Origin of the sequence: Pseudomonas sp. BC42 (genome assembly GCF_021560055.1) — a bacterium.
Taxonomy (GTDB): domain Bacteria; phylum Pseudomonadota; class Gammaproteobacteria; order Pseudomonadales; family Pseudomonadaceae; genus Aquipseudomonas.
On the sequence record NZ_CP091067.1, the window covers coordinates 6,130,559 to 6,146,970 of the forward strand.

Sequence of the window (16,412 nt, forward strand, 5' to 3'; positions counted from 1 at the left end):
TGGGAAAAGCGCTTCGTCAGCGAAGGCGCGGTATTATGCCTGCTTTGTCCGAAGGCATGAAAAGCCTGCCGGTCGGAACCTTAGGTTTGAGGAATATAGATGTCGCCCTGGCTGACAGTAGTGGGAATCGGTGAAGACGGCTTCAAGGGGCTGGGCAGGAATGCCCGCCACGCCCTGCTGGGCGCTTCACGGATCGTCGGCAGCCAGCGTCAGCTGGATCTGCTGCCGGCCTGCATCCGCGGCGAGCGCCAGTTGTGGCCCAGCCCGTTTTCCCTGGAACCGCTGTTGAGCCTGCGCGGAACGCCGGTCTGCGTGCTGGCCAGCGGCGATCCGATGCTGTTCGGCGTAGGGGCCAGCCTGGCCCGGCAACTGCCGGCCGACGAGTTGCAGGTGGTGTCCTTCCCCTCTTCCTATTCCCTGGCCGCGGCTCGCCTGGGCTGGGCGCTGCAGGACGTGGTCACGCTGTCGGTGGTGGCACGGCCGATTGCCGCGCTCAATGCCCAGCTGTCCAGCGGCGTGCGCCTGCTGGTGCTGAGCAATGACCGCCACAGCCCGGCGGCGATCGCCGGCCTGCTGCGCGAACGCGGTTTCGGCCCGAGTCGCCTGACGGTGCTGGAGCACCTGGGCGGCCCCCTGGAACGGCGCCTGGACAGCACCGCCGATGACTGGAGCGATCCGGCGCTGGCCGACCTCAATCTGCTGGCCATCGAATGCCGGGCGGCAGCGGATACGCCGCAACTGTCCCGACTGGCCGGCCTGCCGGACTCGGCCTTCCGCCACGACGGCCAGTTGACCAAGCGTGACGTGCGCGCCATCACCCTGGCCCGCCTGGCCCCGGTGCCTGGCGAGCTGCTCTGGGATGTGGGCGCCGGCAGCGGCTCCATCGGCATCGAATGGATGCGCGCTCACCCCAGTTGTCGAGCCCTGGCCATCGAAGCCGACGATGGCCGCCAGCAGTTGATCGAATACAACCGCGACGTGCTCGGCGTGCCCGGGCTGCAGCTGATTCGCGGCAGCGCGCCCCAGGCCCTGGCCGGGCTGGAGCGTCCGGATGCGGTGTTCATCGGTGGTGGGGTGACCCGCGAAGGCGTATTGCAGACTTGCTGGGAGCAGCTCAAGCCCGGTGGGCGCCTGGTGGCCAACGCGGTGACCCTGCAAAGTGAAATGATCCTGATGCACTGGCGCGAGCAGTACGGCGGGGAACTGACCCGCATCCATATCGCCCAGGCCCAGCCCCTGGGGGAGTTCGATACCTGGCGCCAGGCCCTGCCGATCACCCTGCTGGACCTGCACAAACCCCTGGACCTGCCATGAACCTTGCGGGAGCGGGCTTGCCCGCAAAAGCGTCCAGCAAAGAGACCGCAGCGCGCCCTTCGCGAGCAAGCTCGCTCCTACGGGAGCAAGGGCATGCGTGAGGAAACAGCGGAACAGCCCGCGCCCCTGCGCAGCGGCCTGACCACCGGCAGTTGCGCCACCGCCACCAGCCTGGCCGCCGCGCGCCTGCTGCTGGGGGGCGTCAACGCCGATGCGGTGGAGATCGTCCTGCCCAAGGGCAAGCAGGTGCAGATGCGCCTGGAGTTCTGCCGCCGCACCGCCGAGGGCGCCGAAGCCGGGACCCTCAAGGATGCCGGCGACGACCCGGACGTGACCCACGGCGCCCTGCTCTACTCCCAGGTGCGCCTGACCCGCGAGCCGGGAATCCGCTTTGTCGCCGGCCAGGGCGTGGGCACTGTGACCCGCCCCGGCCTGGTGCTGGCGGTGGGCGAACCGGCGATCAACCCGGTGCCACGCCGGATGATCAGCGAGCACCTGCAACGGCTTGCCGAGGAGCACGCCTACACCGGCGGTTTCGAAGTCACGGTGAATGTCGAGGGCGGCGCCGAACTGGCCCTGAAAACCATGAACCCGCGCCTGGGGATTCTCGGCGGGCTGTCGATCCTGGGCACCAGCGGCATTGTCCGGCCCTTCTCCTGCGCGGCCTATATCGCCTCGATCCACCAGGGCATCGACGTGGCCAAGACCAACGGCTACCTGCACATTGCCGCCTGCACCGGCAACGCCAGCGAAGACACCATGCGCCGGGTCTACAACCTGCCGGAAATCGCCCTGATCGAAATGGGCGACTTTGTCGGCGCGGTGCTCAAGCACCTGCGCAAAGTGCCTGTGGATAAACTCAGCCTGTGCGGTGGCTTCGGCAAGATCAGCAAGCTGGCCGCCGGACACATGGACCTGCACAGCCGCCATTCCAGCATCGACCTGCCGCAACTGGCGCAATGGGCCGCCGCGGTGGGCGCCGGAGCCGACCTGCAACAGGCCATCCGCGCAGCCAATACCAGCCAGCAGGCGCTGGCCATGGCCAGCGCCGCCGGGATCGCCCTGGGCGACGCGGTGTGCCGGCACGCCCTGGACTTCGCCCGCAGCGTGGTGCCGGCTCAGGTCCAGGTGGAAGTCTTCGCCATCGACCGCCAGGGCGGCATCGTTGGCCACGCCGGAGTCTTGTCATGAGCCGCATCCTGCTGCTGGGCGGGGTCACCGAGGCCCTGGCCATCGCCCGTACCCTGGGCCCTGAACATATCTACAGCCTGGCCGGGGTCGGTCGGGTGCCCAGCGACCTCAGGTGCCAGGTGCGGGTGGGCGGCTACGGCGGTGCCGAGGGACTGGCGCGCTTTATCCGCGAACAACGCATTGGCCTCCTGCTGGATGCCACCCACCCCTACGCGGCACAGATCAGCGCCAATGCCGTGGCTGCGGCACAGCACGCAGCCGTGCCTTGCTGGGCCTTGCGGCGCCCGGCCTGGCAGCCGCAACCGGGCGATGACTGGCGCGAGATCGCCGGCTGGGAGGCATTGGTCGAGGCCCTGCGGCCCTTCAAGCGGCCGCTGTTCACCCTGGGCCGCGAGCCGTTGCAGCATCTGAACGAGATTCCTGCGGGGCAGTTCTGGACCCTGCGCGCCCTGGAAAGCTGCCCCGGCAACGAGCGTTGCGAAGTCATCGGTGCCCGTGGGCCTTTCCTGATCGAAGACGAGCGCCAACTGTTCGCACGTCGGGACATCGATGTGCTGATCAGCAAGAACAGCGGCAGCAGCGCCACCGAGCCCAAGCTGGAGGTGGCACGTGAGCGGGGCATACCGGTGCTGGTGCTCAAGCGCCCAAAGCTGCCCGAGGCCGACCGCCACTTTGCCAGCGTGGCCGAGTTGCTGCAGGCGCTGCACTCGCCGGACAAAACCTGACAGGCAAAACCGCCGCGCCCCACAAACACTTGGGAAGCCCCTGGCAGCGCGCTACCAACCCCATGCTTTAGCCTCCTTGGACCGTCTCAATGGCGCCGGCTCCGCTCGTCGCCTGATTGAGCTCTAGGCGGGCAAATGGGTTGCCACGCTGTATCCCAAGGAATACATTCACCATGTACGTCTTCGAGCAGACCCTGGAGTTCAGCCGCTGGCTCCTGCACCTGAAGGATCCGCAAGGCAAAACCCGTGTACTGGCCAGGATCCGCGCCGCCCAACTGGGCCGATTCGGCGACTGCGAAGCACTGGGTGGAGGCGTCTACGAGATGCGCATCCATCGTGGTCCCGGCTACCGGGTGTACTTCTCGCGCCGGGGCACGGTGATCTACCTGTTGTTGATCGGCGGTGACAAGAACACCCAGAGACGCGATATCCAACGCGCCAGGCAACTGGCCCACGACCTCAAGAGCGAGGGTTGAAACATGCACACCCCAGTCACCCGCTTCGACGCGGCGGAGTACCTCAAGACCCCTGAAGACATGGTCGCCTACCTCGACGCCTGCTTCGAGGAAGACACCGGCGACGGCAAGCTGATCCGCGCCGCCCTCAACGATATCGCCCGCGCCCGCGGCATGACCCAGATCGCCCGCGATACCGGCCTGGGCCGCGAGAGCCTGTACAAGGCCCTGGGCAGCCAGGGCAATCCCGAGTTCGCAACTATCATCAAGGTCATGAAAGCGCTCGGACTCAAGCTCCACGTCAGCCCGGCCTGAACTGGCACTGCGACACCACACCGCATACGCTGCTTTTTTACTTATCCACGGCGATCAGGCTAAATACCCGCCTGATTGCTCAACCGACGGATCGTCCCCATGTCCCGACAACGGCTCGCATTTGCCTGGATCGCCTGCTTCGCAGTGCTGTTCAACATGCTTGCCATGCCGCTTTCCGGGGCCATGCAGCGCAGCGATGCGGGACTGGACGAGCAACTGCTGTGGGGCAGTTTCTGTTCCGCCAGCGGCACCAAGCTGCAAGCCATTGCCTTGGGCAAGCTTGAACAGAAAGCTCCGCAGAACGACGACCACTCGAACATGCAGCACTGCTGGTGCTGCTCCGGCTCGGCGCCCCTGGTGGCCCTGCCCGGCCATGCTCATCCGCTGAACTTCATGCGTTTCGCCGCCCAGCCGGGCGCGCCGCAACCGAAGATCGAACTGCTCACCCTGCGCCAGCAATGGCCCAGCCTGAACCCCGGTGCACCGCCTCTGGCATGATTCCGTTTCGCAAGTGATCTGCGTCTTTGAATCGTTCTGGAGAACTGCCATGTCTCAACCATCCCTGGTCAAGCAATCCCTGCTCCTGGCCGCACTGCTGCTGCCTGCCTGCTTCGCCAACGCCCATGACTACAAGGCCGGCGAATTGCAGATCGCCCATCCCTGGTCCCAGGAACTGCCGCCGAACGCGCCGACCGTGGCCGCGTACTTCGTGGTGCACAACCCGGGCAAGAACGCCGACACCCTGCTCAGTGTCGACTCGCCGATCGCCGGTCGGGCCGAGCTGCATGAGCACGTCAAGCAGGGCGACATGATGAAGATGCAGCAGGTGCCCAAGGTCGCGGTTCCCGCCGGTGGCGAGGTGACCTTCGCGCCCATGGGCTACCACGTGATGTTGATGGAGCTCAAGGATCGCAGCCTGCTCAGCGACGGCAAGCGCTTCCCCCTGACCCTGCACTTCGAGAAGTCCGGCAATGTCACGGTTGAGGTCGCCGTGCAGAAGCAGGCCCCCGACGCCATGCAAGGGCATATGCACGACCAGTAAGCCCTGACCGGCCCTTCGACCGTGAACGCCCCGCACGCGCCTGGCCGCGGGCGGTCCGTGCCGCGTCGCAACTCCCGAAGAGTTCGACGCGGCAGCTGGATCAGCCTGTTCGCCATGTTGATGATCTTTATCGGCCCGCTGATTTCCCAGTCGATGCCGATGGATCACACCACGCCGATGAACATGTCCTCCGCCATGGACATGGGCGACGGCGCGCCCGGCTGTCACGGTGAACCCCCGCATCACGCGCAATCGGGCAAGTCCCAGGGCCAGCAGCATGTGCTCTGGGAAAAGTGCGGCTATTGCAGCCTGCTGTTCAACTGCCCGGCACTGCCTTCGGGCCTGTCGTTCGCCGCACTGGCGACCACACCCACCAGCGGTTTCCTGATCCCCGCCACGCGCCTGGGCCACGCCCGGCAGACCGTGTTCCCCGGCGCCCTGACCCGCGCCCCACCGATCCTCGTCTGAGTCCCCTGCTCATCTCACACGGCCGGCTGTCAGCGCGACAGGCGCGTACCCGCGGCCGTGTCATTCAAGACTGATCGATGGAACATCTATGTTTTCTGCTGACTCTCGCCTGGGCGTTGCCCAGCCATTCAAGCCCTTCGCCTTGAACCCTGCCCGCCTGCATTTCAACCGTGCTCTGGCGGTACTCTGCGGCGCCCTGCTGAGCCCCCTGGCACTGGCCGACGACGCGCCAATGGAGCACGCCCAACACAGCACCGAACTGAGCCCGACGGTGATCACCGCCGTCGCCCCGAGCTCGCCGCTGACCGTGGTCACCAATCCCAAGGACCCGCGCCAGCCGGTCCCGGCCAGTGACGGCGGCGACTACCTGAAGACCATTCCCGGCTTTGCCCTGGTGCGCAACGGCGGCACCAATGGCGACCCGGTGTTGCGGGGCATGTTCGGCTCGCGGCTGAACATCCTCACCAACGGCGGCATGATGCTCGGCGCCTGCCCCGGACGCATGGACGCACCGACGTCCTACATTTCCCCGGAAACCTACGACCGCCTGACCGTGATCAAGGGCCCGCAAACCGTGCTCTGGGGCCCGGGCGCCTCGGCCGGCACCGTGCTGTTCGAGCGCGAACCGGAACACTTCGGCGAGCTCGGTACCCGGATCAACGCCAGCCTGCTGGCCGGTTCCAACGGCCGTTTCGACAAGACCCTGGACGCGGCCGCCGGTGGTCCCCTCGGCTATGTGCGGGTGATCGGCAACACCGCCCATTCCGACGATTACAAAGACGGCAACAACGACACCGTGGCCTCGCGCTACGACAAGTGGAACGGTGACGTGGCCCTGGGCTGGACCCCGGACGCCGACACCCTGCTGGAGCTCACCGCCGGCAAGGGTGACGGTGAAGCCCGCTACGCCGGGCGCGGCATGGACGGCTCGCAGTTCAAGCGCGAAAGCCTGGGCCTGCGTTTCGAAAAATCCAACCTCGGCGAGGTGCTGGACAAGGTCGAGGCCCAGGTCTACTACAACTACGCCGACCACGTGATGGACAACTACAGCCTGCGCACCCCGTCCGGCACCGGAATGATGGCCGGCCCCATGGCCTCCAACGTCGACCGCCGCACCCTCGGCGCGCGGATCAAGGCCACCTGGCGCTGGGCCGACCTGCAACTGATCGGCGGCCTGGATGCCCAGACCAACGAGCATCGCGCCCGGGCCAGCAGCGGCATCGACACCTACAAGCAACTGCCCCGCACCAAGGACGCCGACTTCCATAACTATGGTGCCTTCGGCGAACTGACCTGGTACGCCGCCGAGCGTGATCGCCTGATCACCGGCGCGCGCCTGGACCGCGCCTCGGCCAAGGACTATCGCGAGCGCATCGGCTCGGGAATGATGAGCCGCGCCAACCCCACCGCCGGCGACACCCGCGCCGATACCCTGCCCAGCGGCTTCGTGCGCTACGAGCACGACCTGGCCGACAGCCCGACCACGCTCTACGTCGGCCTTGGCCACACCCAGCGCTTCCCCGACTACTGGGAGCTGTTCTCGCCGAAAATGGGCCCGGCCGGCTCGCTGAATGCCTTCGATTCGATCAAGCCGGAAAAAACCACCCAGCTGGACTTCGGCCTGCAATACCAGAGCGAAGACCTTGAAGCCTGGGCCTCGGGCTACATCGGCCAGGTGCGTGACTACATCCTGTTCGACTACAACACCCAGATGATGAACATGAGCACCTCCCGGGCCGACAACATCGACGCCCGGATCATGGGCGGCGAACTGGGCGCAGCCTACAAGCTGACCTCCAACTGGAAAGCCGATGCGACCCTGGCCTACGCCTGGGGCAAGAACAGCAGCGATGGCAAGGCCCTGCCGCAGATGCCACCGCTGGATGCGCGCTTCGGCCTGACCTACAGCCAGGACGACTGGAGCGCCGGGGCCTTGTGGCGAGTGGTGGCGGCGCAAAACCGCGTCGACCTGAACAAGGGCAACGTGGTCGGCAAGGACTTCGGCAAGAGCGGTGGCTTCGGCGTGTTCTCCCTCAACGGCGCCTACCGGGTGACCAAGAACCTCAAGCTCAGCACCGGGGTCGACAACCTGTTCGGCAAGGCCTACGCCGAACACCTGAACCTGGCGGGCAACGCCGGCTTCGGCTACCCGGCCAATGATCCCCAGGCGATCAAGGAGCCCGGGCGCACCCTGTGGACCAAGGTCGACCTGAGCTTCTGATCCTCGTTCGCCGGCACGCCGACTCCTCGCCACAGGAGCTGGCTGGCCGGCGAACAGTCCCCATAAGAAAAGATCCACTGCCCTGCGGAGCGTTCCCCGATGAGTCGACCCAACGTGTCTTTCTATAACCTGGCCTGGCGCTGGCATTTCTACGCCGGGCTGTTCGTGGCTCCATTCATGGTGATGCTGGCCCTGACCGGCATCATCTACCTGTTCAAACCGCAACTGGACCCGCTGATGTACCCCAGCCTGCTCAAGGTGCCCGCCGGTCATCACCAGCTGAGCGCCGACGATTTGCTGCAACGGGTGCAAGCGGCCTACCCCCGGGGCCATATCACGCAGTACCTGCCGCCCATCGATGCCGAGCGCAGTGCGCAGTTCGTGGTGCAGGACCAGGGGCAGGAGCTGAATGTCTTCATCGACCCCTACCACGGCGACGTGCTCGGCGAGCAGGATGCCAAGCGCAACCTGCAGGCCGTGGCCCGGGCCATTCACGGCGAACTGATGATCGGCACCGTCGGCGACCGCCTGGTGGAACTGGCCGCAGGCTGGGGCATCGTCCTGATGGTGTCCGGCCTGTACCTGTGGTGGCCCCGGGGCAAGTCGTCGGCCGGCGTGCTATGGCCGCGCTTCAGTGCCCGCGGTCGCCTGTTCTGGCGTGACCTGCACGGCGTGCTGGGCTTCTGGGGCGCGGCATTCCTGCTGCTGATGCTGCTCAGCGGCATGACCTGGACCGGCTTCTGGGGCAAGCAGTACGCCGACCTGTGGAACCGCTTCCCGGCGGCCATGTGGAACGATGTACCGACCTCCGACCAGCAGGCCCGCACACTCAACAGCGCCACGCGCCAGACCGTACCCTGGGCGCTGGAAAACACGCCGATGCCGATGTCCGGCGACCACGCCGAACACATGGCCCATAGCGGGGCCGACAGTGCTCCCGCGGCCCCGAGCGTCAGCCTGCAAGCGGTGCAGGACATCGCTCGACAGCGCCAGGTGGCGCCGGGCTACAGCATTACCCTGCCCAAGAGCGCCACCGGGGTGTTCACCATTTCGGTGTTCGCCGATGACCCGCGCCACGACGCCACCCTGCATGTCGACCAATACAGCGGCCAGGTCCTGGCCGACGTACGCTGGCAGCATTACAGCAACGTGGCCCGGGCCACCGAGCTTGGGGTGATGCTGCATGAGGGCAAGATGTTCGGCCGCATCAACCAGATCCTGGTGCTGGTGGTGTGCCTGATGATCCTGCTCAGCGCCGTGAGCGGCATCGTCATCTGGTGGAAGCGGCGTCCCCAGGGTCGACTCGGCGTCCCACCGCTGCGCCATGACCTGCCGAAATGGAAAACCGCGATCCTGATCATGGCGTTGCTGGCCCTGGCCTTTCCGTTGGTCGGGGCCTCGCTGGTTGCCGTGTGGCTGCTCGATCGCCTGCTGCTGTCACGCTTCAACCACGGCCCTGAATCGGCTTCATCTTCAACATGAATCAGCCGAGATGCGCGTTCCAGAGGGCTCTGTAGAATCCCGGCAGCTTAGCCATGCACAGTTATAATGTTACTTTATAACGCTAACGTGTAAGATCCCGGCCCGCAGTCCCCCCACTGCGGGCACCCCCTCGAAGAAGTGATTCAGCGTCCCGATGAACAACTCCCTGCTGCCCAGCCTCTGCCTGATCGCCCTGCCCTGCCTGGCCCAAGCGGCCCCATCTGCCTCGTCCCTGACCCTGCCTACCGGCACCATTTCGGCTGCGACCAGCGAGGCCGACGACAGCGTCAGCCTGAACACCCCCACCCGCGCCGGTTCGCGCCTGAACCTCAGTGCCCTGGAAACCCCGGCCAGCACCGACAGCCTGAGCGGCGAACGGATCCGCGCCCGGGGCGATCGCAGCATTCAGGACGCGGTATCACGCAGCACCGGCATCAGCCGCACCGGCACCCCGGGGGACGGCGGCACCTCGCTGTCGGCACGGGGCTTTACCGGGCAGAGCTCGGTGATGCAGCTGTATGACGGCAACCGCCTGTACACCGGCATGGGCACCGTGACCTTCCCGGTGGACACCTGGGCGGTGGAGCGGGTCGACGTGCTGCGTGGCCCGGCCTCGGTGCTGTATGGCGAAGGCGCCACCGGTGCGGTGATCAACAGCATTCCGAAAAAGCCGTTCAGCGGCGCGATCGAAAACCACCTGCGCCTGGGCTACGGCTCCTTCGATCGCCAGCAACAAGCCCTGGACAGCGGCGGCTCCCTGAACGACAGCCTGAGCTACCGGCTCAACCTCAACCGCGAGCGCAGCAACGGCTGGATCGACCGCGGCGACTCCAGCGCCGACTTCGTCAGTGCCGCCCTGCGCTGGCAAGCCCGCGACGACCTGGCCTTCACCCTGGCCCACGACTACGGCGACCAGAACCCGATGAACAACTTCGGCACGCCGCTGATCGACGGGCGTTTGCACAAGAGCCTGCGGGACAAGAACTACAACATCCACAATGACCAGCAGCACTACAACGACCAGTGGACCCGCCTGACCAGCGAATGGCAGATTTCCGACACCCTCAGTGCCAGCAACGAGCTGTACTACCTCAAGGCCCAGCGCCGCTGGCAGAACGCCGAGAACTACAACTTCAATTCCCCCACCGGCCAACTGAGCCGCAGCGGTTACTACGGTATCGGCCACCAGCAGGAACAGGTCGGCGACCGCCAGACCTTCACCCTCCGGCACTCGCTGTTCGGCCTCGACAGCCAGACCCTGACCGGGGTGGACTACAACCGCATTCGCTTTCACCTGAAAAGCAATTCGCCCTTCACCGACAGCGTTACCAACGGTCAACCGCTGGACCTGTATCACCCGGCACCGGGCGACTTCGCCAGCAACAGCCCCTACCGCGATCAATTCAAGACCACCACCAAACAGATGTCGGTGTTCGCCGAAAACCGCCTGCAACTCAGCGAGCGCTGGTCCCTGGTGAGCGGTGTGCGCCGCGACTACGCGCATATCGATCGCGATGACTTGGTGAAGAACGAGCGCGATGACAAGACCCTCACCGGCAACAACTGGAAGGCCGGGCTGGTATTCGCCGTCACTGCGGACACCTCGGTATACGGCCAGTACTCCACCAGCACCGACGGTGTCGGCGGGCTGATTTCCCTGAGCAAGAGCCAGCAGCAGTTCGACCTGTCCAGCGCCCGGCAGACCGAGATCGGCCTCAAGCAGGCGTTCTGGGACCAGCGCGGCGAATGGACCCTGGCGGCCTACCACATCGTCAAGAAGAAGCTGCTGACCGATGTGCCCGGCGAGCCGAACCGCAAACAGCAAGTGGGCCAGCAATCCTCCAACGGCCTGGAAGCCAGCCTGGAGCTGCAACTGCCCCACGCCTGGCAACTGCAGGCCAACGCCGCCATCGTTCGTGCCCAGTACGACGACTTCCAGCAGGACGTCAACGGCGTGCAAGTCTCCCGCGATGGCAATCGCCCGGTGGACGTGCCGCGCCGCACCGCCAACCTGTGGCTGAGCAAAGCCCTCAACGATGACCTGCGGGCCGGCGCCGGGGTGCGCTACGTAGATGCGCGCTACGCCGATATGGCCAACCGCAACGAACTGCCCAGCTACACCGTGGTCGACGCCAACCTGTCGTGGAAAGCCCTGCCCAATACCACCCTGGGCCTGCAATTGAACAACCTGTTTGACCGCCAGTACGCACAAAGCCAATACAATGACGGCCAGCAATGGATACTCGGCGAGCCGCGCTCGTTGTTCGTCACCGCTGACTACACCTTTTAACCGCACCGGCCGGACCCTACGGACACCGCATGACCTCGCTGAACCTCACCAACCTGGCCTGGACACCCCTGGGCCAGGGCCACTGCCATCACCAGTTCCAACTGCGTGAGGCCAGCCTGCAGGTGGCGGCCGGCGAATTCGTCGGCCTGATCGGCCCCAACGGCAGCGGCAAGACCAGCCTGCTGCGCTGCGCCTACCGCTTCAGCAAGCCGCAGCAGGGCGAGGTGCAACTGGCCCACCACAACGTCTGGAAGCAGTCGCCGCGCTGGTGCGCGCAGCGCATTGCCGTGGTGCTCCAGGAGTTTCCCGACGCCTTCGGCCTGACCGTGGAAGAAGTGGTCGCCATGGGCCGCACGCCGCACAAGGGCCTGTTCGACGGCGACACCGAACAAGACCGGCGCATCGCCCGCGAGGCACTGGAATCGGTGGGTCTGCTGGGCTTCGAGGACCATGCGTTCGCCACCTTGTCGGGGGGCGAGAAACAGCGGGTGATCCTGGCCCGGGCCCTGGCTCAGCGACCGCAGTTGCTGATCCTCGATGAACCGACCAATCACCTCGACCCGCGCTACCAGCTGGAGCTGCTGCAACGGGTCAAGCGCCTGGGCATCGGCACCCTGGCGAGCATCCATGACCTGAACCTGGCCGCGGCGTTCTGCGACCGGCTGTACGTCCTCAATCACGGGCGCATCGTCGCCAGCGGATCCCCCGCCGAGGTACTGACGGTCGAGCTGTTGCGCAATGTCTTCGGGGTCGAGGCCCTGATCGACGCCCACCCCCTGTCCGGCTACCCACGAATCACCTGGATCACTCAACCATGACCTTGCGCTCCCTGCTCCACCGCAGCCTGTTTCTGGCCCTGTCACTGGGCACCGCCCAGGCCTTCGCCGCAGCCACCCACTACCCGCTGACGATCAACAGCTGCGACCGCCAAGTGACCTTCAAGCAGGCGCCGCAACACGCCCTCAGCCACGACATCAACATGACCCAGATGATGCTCGCCCTCGGGCTCAAGCCGCGCATGGTGGGCTACAGCGGCGTCAGCGGCTGGAAGGCCGTGACCCCGCAAATGAGCACCCTGCTCGACGGACTGCCGGAGCTGGCGGCCAAGTACCCGTCGGTGGAAACCCTGCTCAACGCCAACGTCGACTTTTTCTTCGCCGGCTGGGACTACGGCATGCGCATCGGCGGTGACCTCACGCCGCAGACCCTGGCGCCACTGGGGATCAACGTCTACGAGCTGACCGAGTCCTGCGCCTTCGTGATGAAGCGCCCGGCGGCCAGCCTCGACGACACCTACAACGACCTGCGCAACCTGGGCCGGATCTTCGACGTGCAGGACCGGGCCAACGCGCTGATCGCGCAGATGCAGGAGCAGGTCGCCGAGGTACAGAAGGACCTGCCCAAGGACAAGCCCCGGGTGTTCCTCTACGACAGCGGCGAAGACCGGGCCATGACCTCGGGCCGCCTGGGCATGCCCCAGGCCCTGATCGATGCGGCCGGCGGGCGCAACATTCTCGACGACGTCGAGGCCAGCTGGACCCGGGTCAACTGGGAAACCGTGGTCGAACGCAACCCGCAGGTGATCGTCATCGTCGACTACAGCGAAGTCACCGCCGAGCAGAAGCAGCAGTTCCTGCTGAACAACCAGGCCCTGCAAGGGGTCGACGCGATCAAGAACCAGCGTCTCATCGTCATTCCCTATGTGCAGGCCACCCCGGGGATCGACAACGTGCTGGCGGTAGAAGCCCTCGCCAAGGGTTTCCACGGCCAATGATCAAGGGTCGCTATGCCTGGCTGTTGCTGACCCTCGGCGCCCTGCTGCTGGCGTCCTGTGTGCTGTCCCTGGGGTTTGGCCCGGCGCGGGTGCCGGCGGAGGTGGTCGGGCGGATTCTCCTGCACAAGGCCCTGGGCCTGGGCACGGTGGACTGGAGCCCGGGCCAGGAGCATATCGTCTGGCTGATCCGCGTGCCGCGCATGCTGCTCGGCGCTCTGGTCGGCGCCGGGCTGGCCCTGATCGGCGCGGTGCTGCAGGCCGTGACCCGCAACCCCCTGGCCGACCCGCACCTGCTGGGGGTGACCTCCGGCGCCACCCTGGGCGCGGTGATCGTGGTGCTGCACCTGGGGCAGGTCATCGGTCTCCTGACCCTGCCCCTGGCGGCCTTTGTCGGCGCCCTGCTGAGCATGGCCCTGGTCCTGGGGATCGCCGCCCGCAACGGCCGCCTGGACAGCGACCGCCTGCTGCTGTGCGGGGTGGCGGTGTCCTTCGTGATGATGGCGGTGGCCAACCTGCTGCTGTTCATGGGCGATCACCGGGCCAGCTCGGCGGTGATGTTCTGGATGCTCGGCGGCCTGGGTCTGGCGCGCTGGGAACTGCTGGCGGTTCCCGCGGCCAGCGTGCTGCTGGGGCTGGGTTTGCTGCTGGGCATGGCGCGGCCGCTGAATGCCCTGATGGCCGGCGAACAGACCACCGTGACCCTGGGCCTGAATGCGCGCAACGTGCGCCTGAAGGTGTTCCTGATCGCCTCGCTGATGACCGGAGTGCTGGTGTCCATCAGCGGCTCCATCGGTTTTGTCGGGCTGATGGTGCCGCACATCGCCCGGCGCCTGGTGGGCGCCGAACATCGCCGCTTGCTGCCGGTGTGCGTGCTGCTGGGCAGCCTGTTCCTGGTCTGGGTCGACGTCGCCGCCCGCACCCTGATCGCCCCCGAGGACCTGCCGATCGGTGTGGCCACGGCGGCCATTGGCGGGCTGTTCTTCATCGGCCTGATGCGCCGCCGCTGATCCATCCGCCGCTGTAGGAGCCGGCTGGCCGTCGAAGACGCCCCTGAGCCTTGTGCCAGATTCGAGGGCCTCTTCGCTGGCCAGCCAGCTCCTACAATCGTCGCCCTTGCTTTAAGATCGCGCGCTTGGATCTCTCAGGATGAGTCTCATGTTCAGAACCGCACTCTTGGCCGTGCTGCTCGGCACCGCCCTTGGCGCCCAGGCCGGCACCTCGGTCGACGTCTCGAAAATCTACGGCAACATCCAGATCGTCAACAGCTTCCCCGACTACAAGGTCAAGGTGGTGAACTCCTTTCCCGACCTGAAGGTCAAGCAGGTCAACTCCTTTGCCGACTCGCCGGGCAAGTGGAAGATCGTCAACAGCTATCCCGATTACAAGATCCAGATCGTCGACTCCTTTCCCGACTTCACCATCAAATACGTCGACTCCTTCCCTGGGGTGAACTGAAGCCCTCGCTGACCAAGGCTGCCGCTCTGCGGCAGCACCACAATGACGCATCCCTGCGCACCATCCTCTGATCCAGGCCTCCTCTTGGGGCATCGACCGCCCTGCCCCAGCGCCTGAAGCGACGTTTTCATGCCCTGCGGCGACTCGGCACATCCCTTGCAAAACACCCCTTCAGTACCGACTCGGTGAACACCTCGGCGAGTGCCGAGGTGTTCACCGAGCCTGTGAAGTCCGCATCTGCCGCCTGAAAAAAAATCAAAAGTTCATGGAGATCGCACAATGAAGCGTCGTAGTTTGCTCAAGGCTTTCACTCTCTCGGCAAGCATTGCCGCGATGGGCATGACCTGGACCGTCCAGGCCGCCGAGACCATCAAGGTCGGTATCCTGCACTCCCTGTCGGGGACCATGGCGATCTCTGAAACCTCGCTCAAAGACATGGCGCTGATGACCATCGACGAGATCAACGCCAAGGGCGGGGTCAACGGCAAGCTGCTGGAACCGGTGGTGGTGGACCCGGCGTCCAACTGGCCGCTGTTCGCCGAGAAGGGCCGCCAGCTGCTGACCCAGGACAAGGTGGCGGTGGTGTTCGGCTGCTGGACTTCGGTGTCGCGCAAATCGGTGCTGCCGGTGTTCGAGGAACTCAACGGCCTGCTGTTCTACCCGGTGCAGTACGAAGGCGAAGAAATGTCGCCCAACGTCTTCTACACCGGCGCCGCGCCGAACCAGCAGGCGATCCCGGCCGTGGAATACCTGATGAGCGAAGACGGCGGCAGCGCCAAGCGCTTCTTCCTGCTGGGCACCGACTACGTCTACCCGCGCACCACCAACAAGATTTTGCGTTCGTTCCTGCACTCCAAGGGCGTGGCCGACAAGGACATCGAAGAGGTCTACACCCCGTTCGGTCACAGCGACTATCAAACCATCGTCGCCAACATCAAGAAGTTCTCCGCCGGCGGCAAGACCGCGGTGATCTCCACGGTCAACGGCGACTCCAACGTGCCCTTCTACAAGGAGCTGGCCAACCAGGGCCTGAAGGCCACCGACGTGCCGGTGGTGGCGTTCTCGGTGGGCGAGGAAGAACTGCGCGGCATCGACACCAAGCCGCTGGTGGGCAACCTCGCAGCGTGGAACTACTTCGAGTCGGTGGATAACCCGGTGAACCAGAAGTTCGTCGCTGCCTGGAAGGCCTACGCCAAGGCCAAGAACCTGCCGGGAGCGGACAAGGCGGTGACCAACGACCCGATGGAAGCCACCTACGTCGGCATCCACATGTGGGCCCAGGCGGTGGAGAAAGCCAAGTCCACCGATGTCGACAAGGTTCGTGAGGCGCTGGCCGGGCAGACCTTCGCCGCCCCCTCGGGCTACACCCTGACCATGGACAAGACCAACCACCACCTGCACAAGCCGGTGATGATCGGCGAGATCCAGCCGGACGGTCAGTTCAATGTGGTGTGGCAGACCGAAGGGCCGATCCGTGCCCAGCCATGGAGCCCGTTCATTCCGGGCAACGACAAGAAGCCGGACTACGCGGTCAAGAGCAACTGATCCAGCCCCAGGCCTGACGCCTTCCCTGTAGGAGCGAGCTTGCTCGCGATGAGGTCCGCAGGACCTGCAACGAAAACCGCTCGGCTGGCCGCTGCGCGGATCGCGAGCAAGCTCGCTCCTACGGGTTACCCGGGT

At 65.7% G+C, this 16,412-nt stretch carries 16 protein-coding genes; all 16 read left to right on the forward strand.

The genetic code is table 11. From position 1 onward, the window contains the following. Nucleotides 1-99 precede the first annotated feature (99 nt). Nucleotides 100-1,314, forward strand: coding sequence for a precorrin-6y C5,15-methyltransferase (decarboxylating) subunit CbiE (cbiE, locus tag L1O02_RS27745; protein ID WP_235759084.1), 1,215 nt, complete (start codon nt 100-102; stop codon nt 1,312-1,314). 93 nt (nt 1,315-1,407) lie between these two features. Next, nucleotides 1,408-2,505: a cobalt-precorrin-5B (C(1))-methyltransferase gene (locus tag L1O02_RS27750; protein ID WP_235759086.1), complete on the forward strand. Its 1,098-nt coding sequence runs from the start codon at nt 1,408-1,410 to the stop codon at nt 2,503-2,505. Continuing rightward, complete coding sequence (locus L1O02_RS27755; protein WP_060842362.1) at nt 2,502-3,230, forward strand: cobalt-precorrin-6A reductase; 729 nt, start codon at nt 2,502-2,504, stop codon at nt 3,228-3,230. The genes L1O02_RS27750 and L1O02_RS27755 overlap by 4 nt, the downstream gene beginning before the upstream one ends. A gap of 173 nt (nt 3,231-3,403) precedes the next feature. Next, a complete protein-coding gene (locus tag L1O02_RS27760; protein WP_060837327.1) occupies nt 3,404-3,706 on the forward strand; it encodes a type II toxin-antitoxin system RelE/ParE family toxin in 303 nt (100 codons plus the stop codon). A 3-nt stretch (nt 3,707-3,709) separates the two neighbouring features. Beyond that, entirely contained in the window at nt 3,710-4,000 is a 291-nt protein-coding gene (locus tag L1O02_RS27765; protein ID WP_060842360.1) for an addiction module antidote protein, read from the forward strand. 99 nt (nt 4,001-4,099) lie between these two features. Next, complete coding sequence (locus tag L1O02_RS27770) at nt 4,100-4,498, forward strand: DUF2946 domain-containing protein (protein WP_060837325.1); 399 nt, start codon at nt 4,100-4,102, stop codon at nt 4,496-4,498. A 64-nt stretch (nt 4,499-4,562) separates the two neighbouring features. Next, the gene (locus L1O02_RS27775) at nt 4,563-5,042 is read left to right on the forward strand and encodes a copper chaperone PCu(A)C (RefSeq protein ID WP_173655926.1); all 480 of its coding nucleotides are present in this window, start codon (nt 4,563-4,565) and stop codon (nt 5,040-5,042) included. A gap of 114 nt (nt 5,043-5,156) precedes the next feature. Next, complete coding sequence (locus tag L1O02_RS27780) at nt 5,157-5,510, forward strand: DUF2946 domain-containing protein (protein ID WP_235759088.1); 354 nt, start codon at nt 5,157-5,159, stop codon at nt 5,508-5,510. An 88-nt stretch (nt 5,511-5,598) separates the two neighbouring features. Continuing rightward, nucleotides 5,599-7,731, forward strand: coding sequence for a TonB-dependent copper receptor (locus L1O02_RS27785; RefSeq protein WP_235759090.1), 2,133 nt, complete (start codon nt 5,599-5,601; stop codon nt 7,729-7,731). Nucleotides 7,732-7,830: 99 nt separating this feature from the next. Beyond that, the gene (locus tag L1O02_RS27790) at nt 7,831-9,213 is read left to right on the forward strand and encodes a PepSY domain-containing protein (protein ID WP_235759092.1); all 1,383 of its coding nucleotides are present in this window, start codon (nt 7,831-7,833) and stop codon (nt 9,211-9,213) included. Between the two features lie 154 nt (nt 9,214-9,367). Further along, the gene (locus L1O02_RS27795; protein ID WP_235759094.1) at nt 9,368-11,503 is read left to right on the forward strand and encodes a TonB-dependent receptor; all 2,136 of its coding nucleotides are present in this window, start codon (nt 9,368-9,370) and stop codon (nt 11,501-11,503) included. Between the two features lie 29 nt (nt 11,504-11,532). After that, a complete protein-coding gene (locus L1O02_RS27800) occupies nt 11,533-12,321 on the forward strand; it encodes an ABC transporter ATP-binding protein (RefSeq protein WP_235759096.1) in 789 nt (262 codons plus the stop codon). Beyond that, a complete protein-coding gene (locus L1O02_RS27805; RefSeq protein ID WP_235759098.1) occupies nt 12,318-13,277 on the forward strand; it encodes an ABC transporter substrate-binding protein in 960 nt (319 codons plus the stop codon). Before L1O02_RS27800 ends, L1O02_RS27805 begins: the two co-directional genes overlap by 4 nt. Next, the gene (locus L1O02_RS27810; protein ID WP_235759100.1) at nt 13,274-14,284 is read left to right on the forward strand and encodes an iron ABC transporter permease; all 1,011 of its coding nucleotides are present in this window, start codon (nt 13,274-13,276) and stop codon (nt 14,282-14,284) included. The genes L1O02_RS27805 and L1O02_RS27810 overlap by 4 nt, the downstream gene beginning before the upstream one ends. A gap of 148 nt (nt 14,285-14,432) precedes the next feature. After that, the gene (locus L1O02_RS27815) at nt 14,433-14,732 is read left to right on the forward strand and encodes a hypothetical protein (RefSeq protein ID WP_060837317.1); all 300 of its coding nucleotides are present in this window, start codon (nt 14,433-14,435) and stop codon (nt 14,730-14,732) included. A gap of 279 nt (nt 14,733-15,011) precedes the next feature. Continuing rightward, the gene (gene urtA / locus L1O02_RS27820) at nt 15,012-16,277 is read left to right on the forward strand and encodes an urea ABC transporter substrate-binding protein (RefSeq protein WP_060837316.1); all 1,266 of its coding nucleotides are present in this window, start codon (nt 15,012-15,014) and stop codon (nt 16,275-16,277) included. Nucleotides 16,278-16,412: the final 135 nt, after the last annotated feature.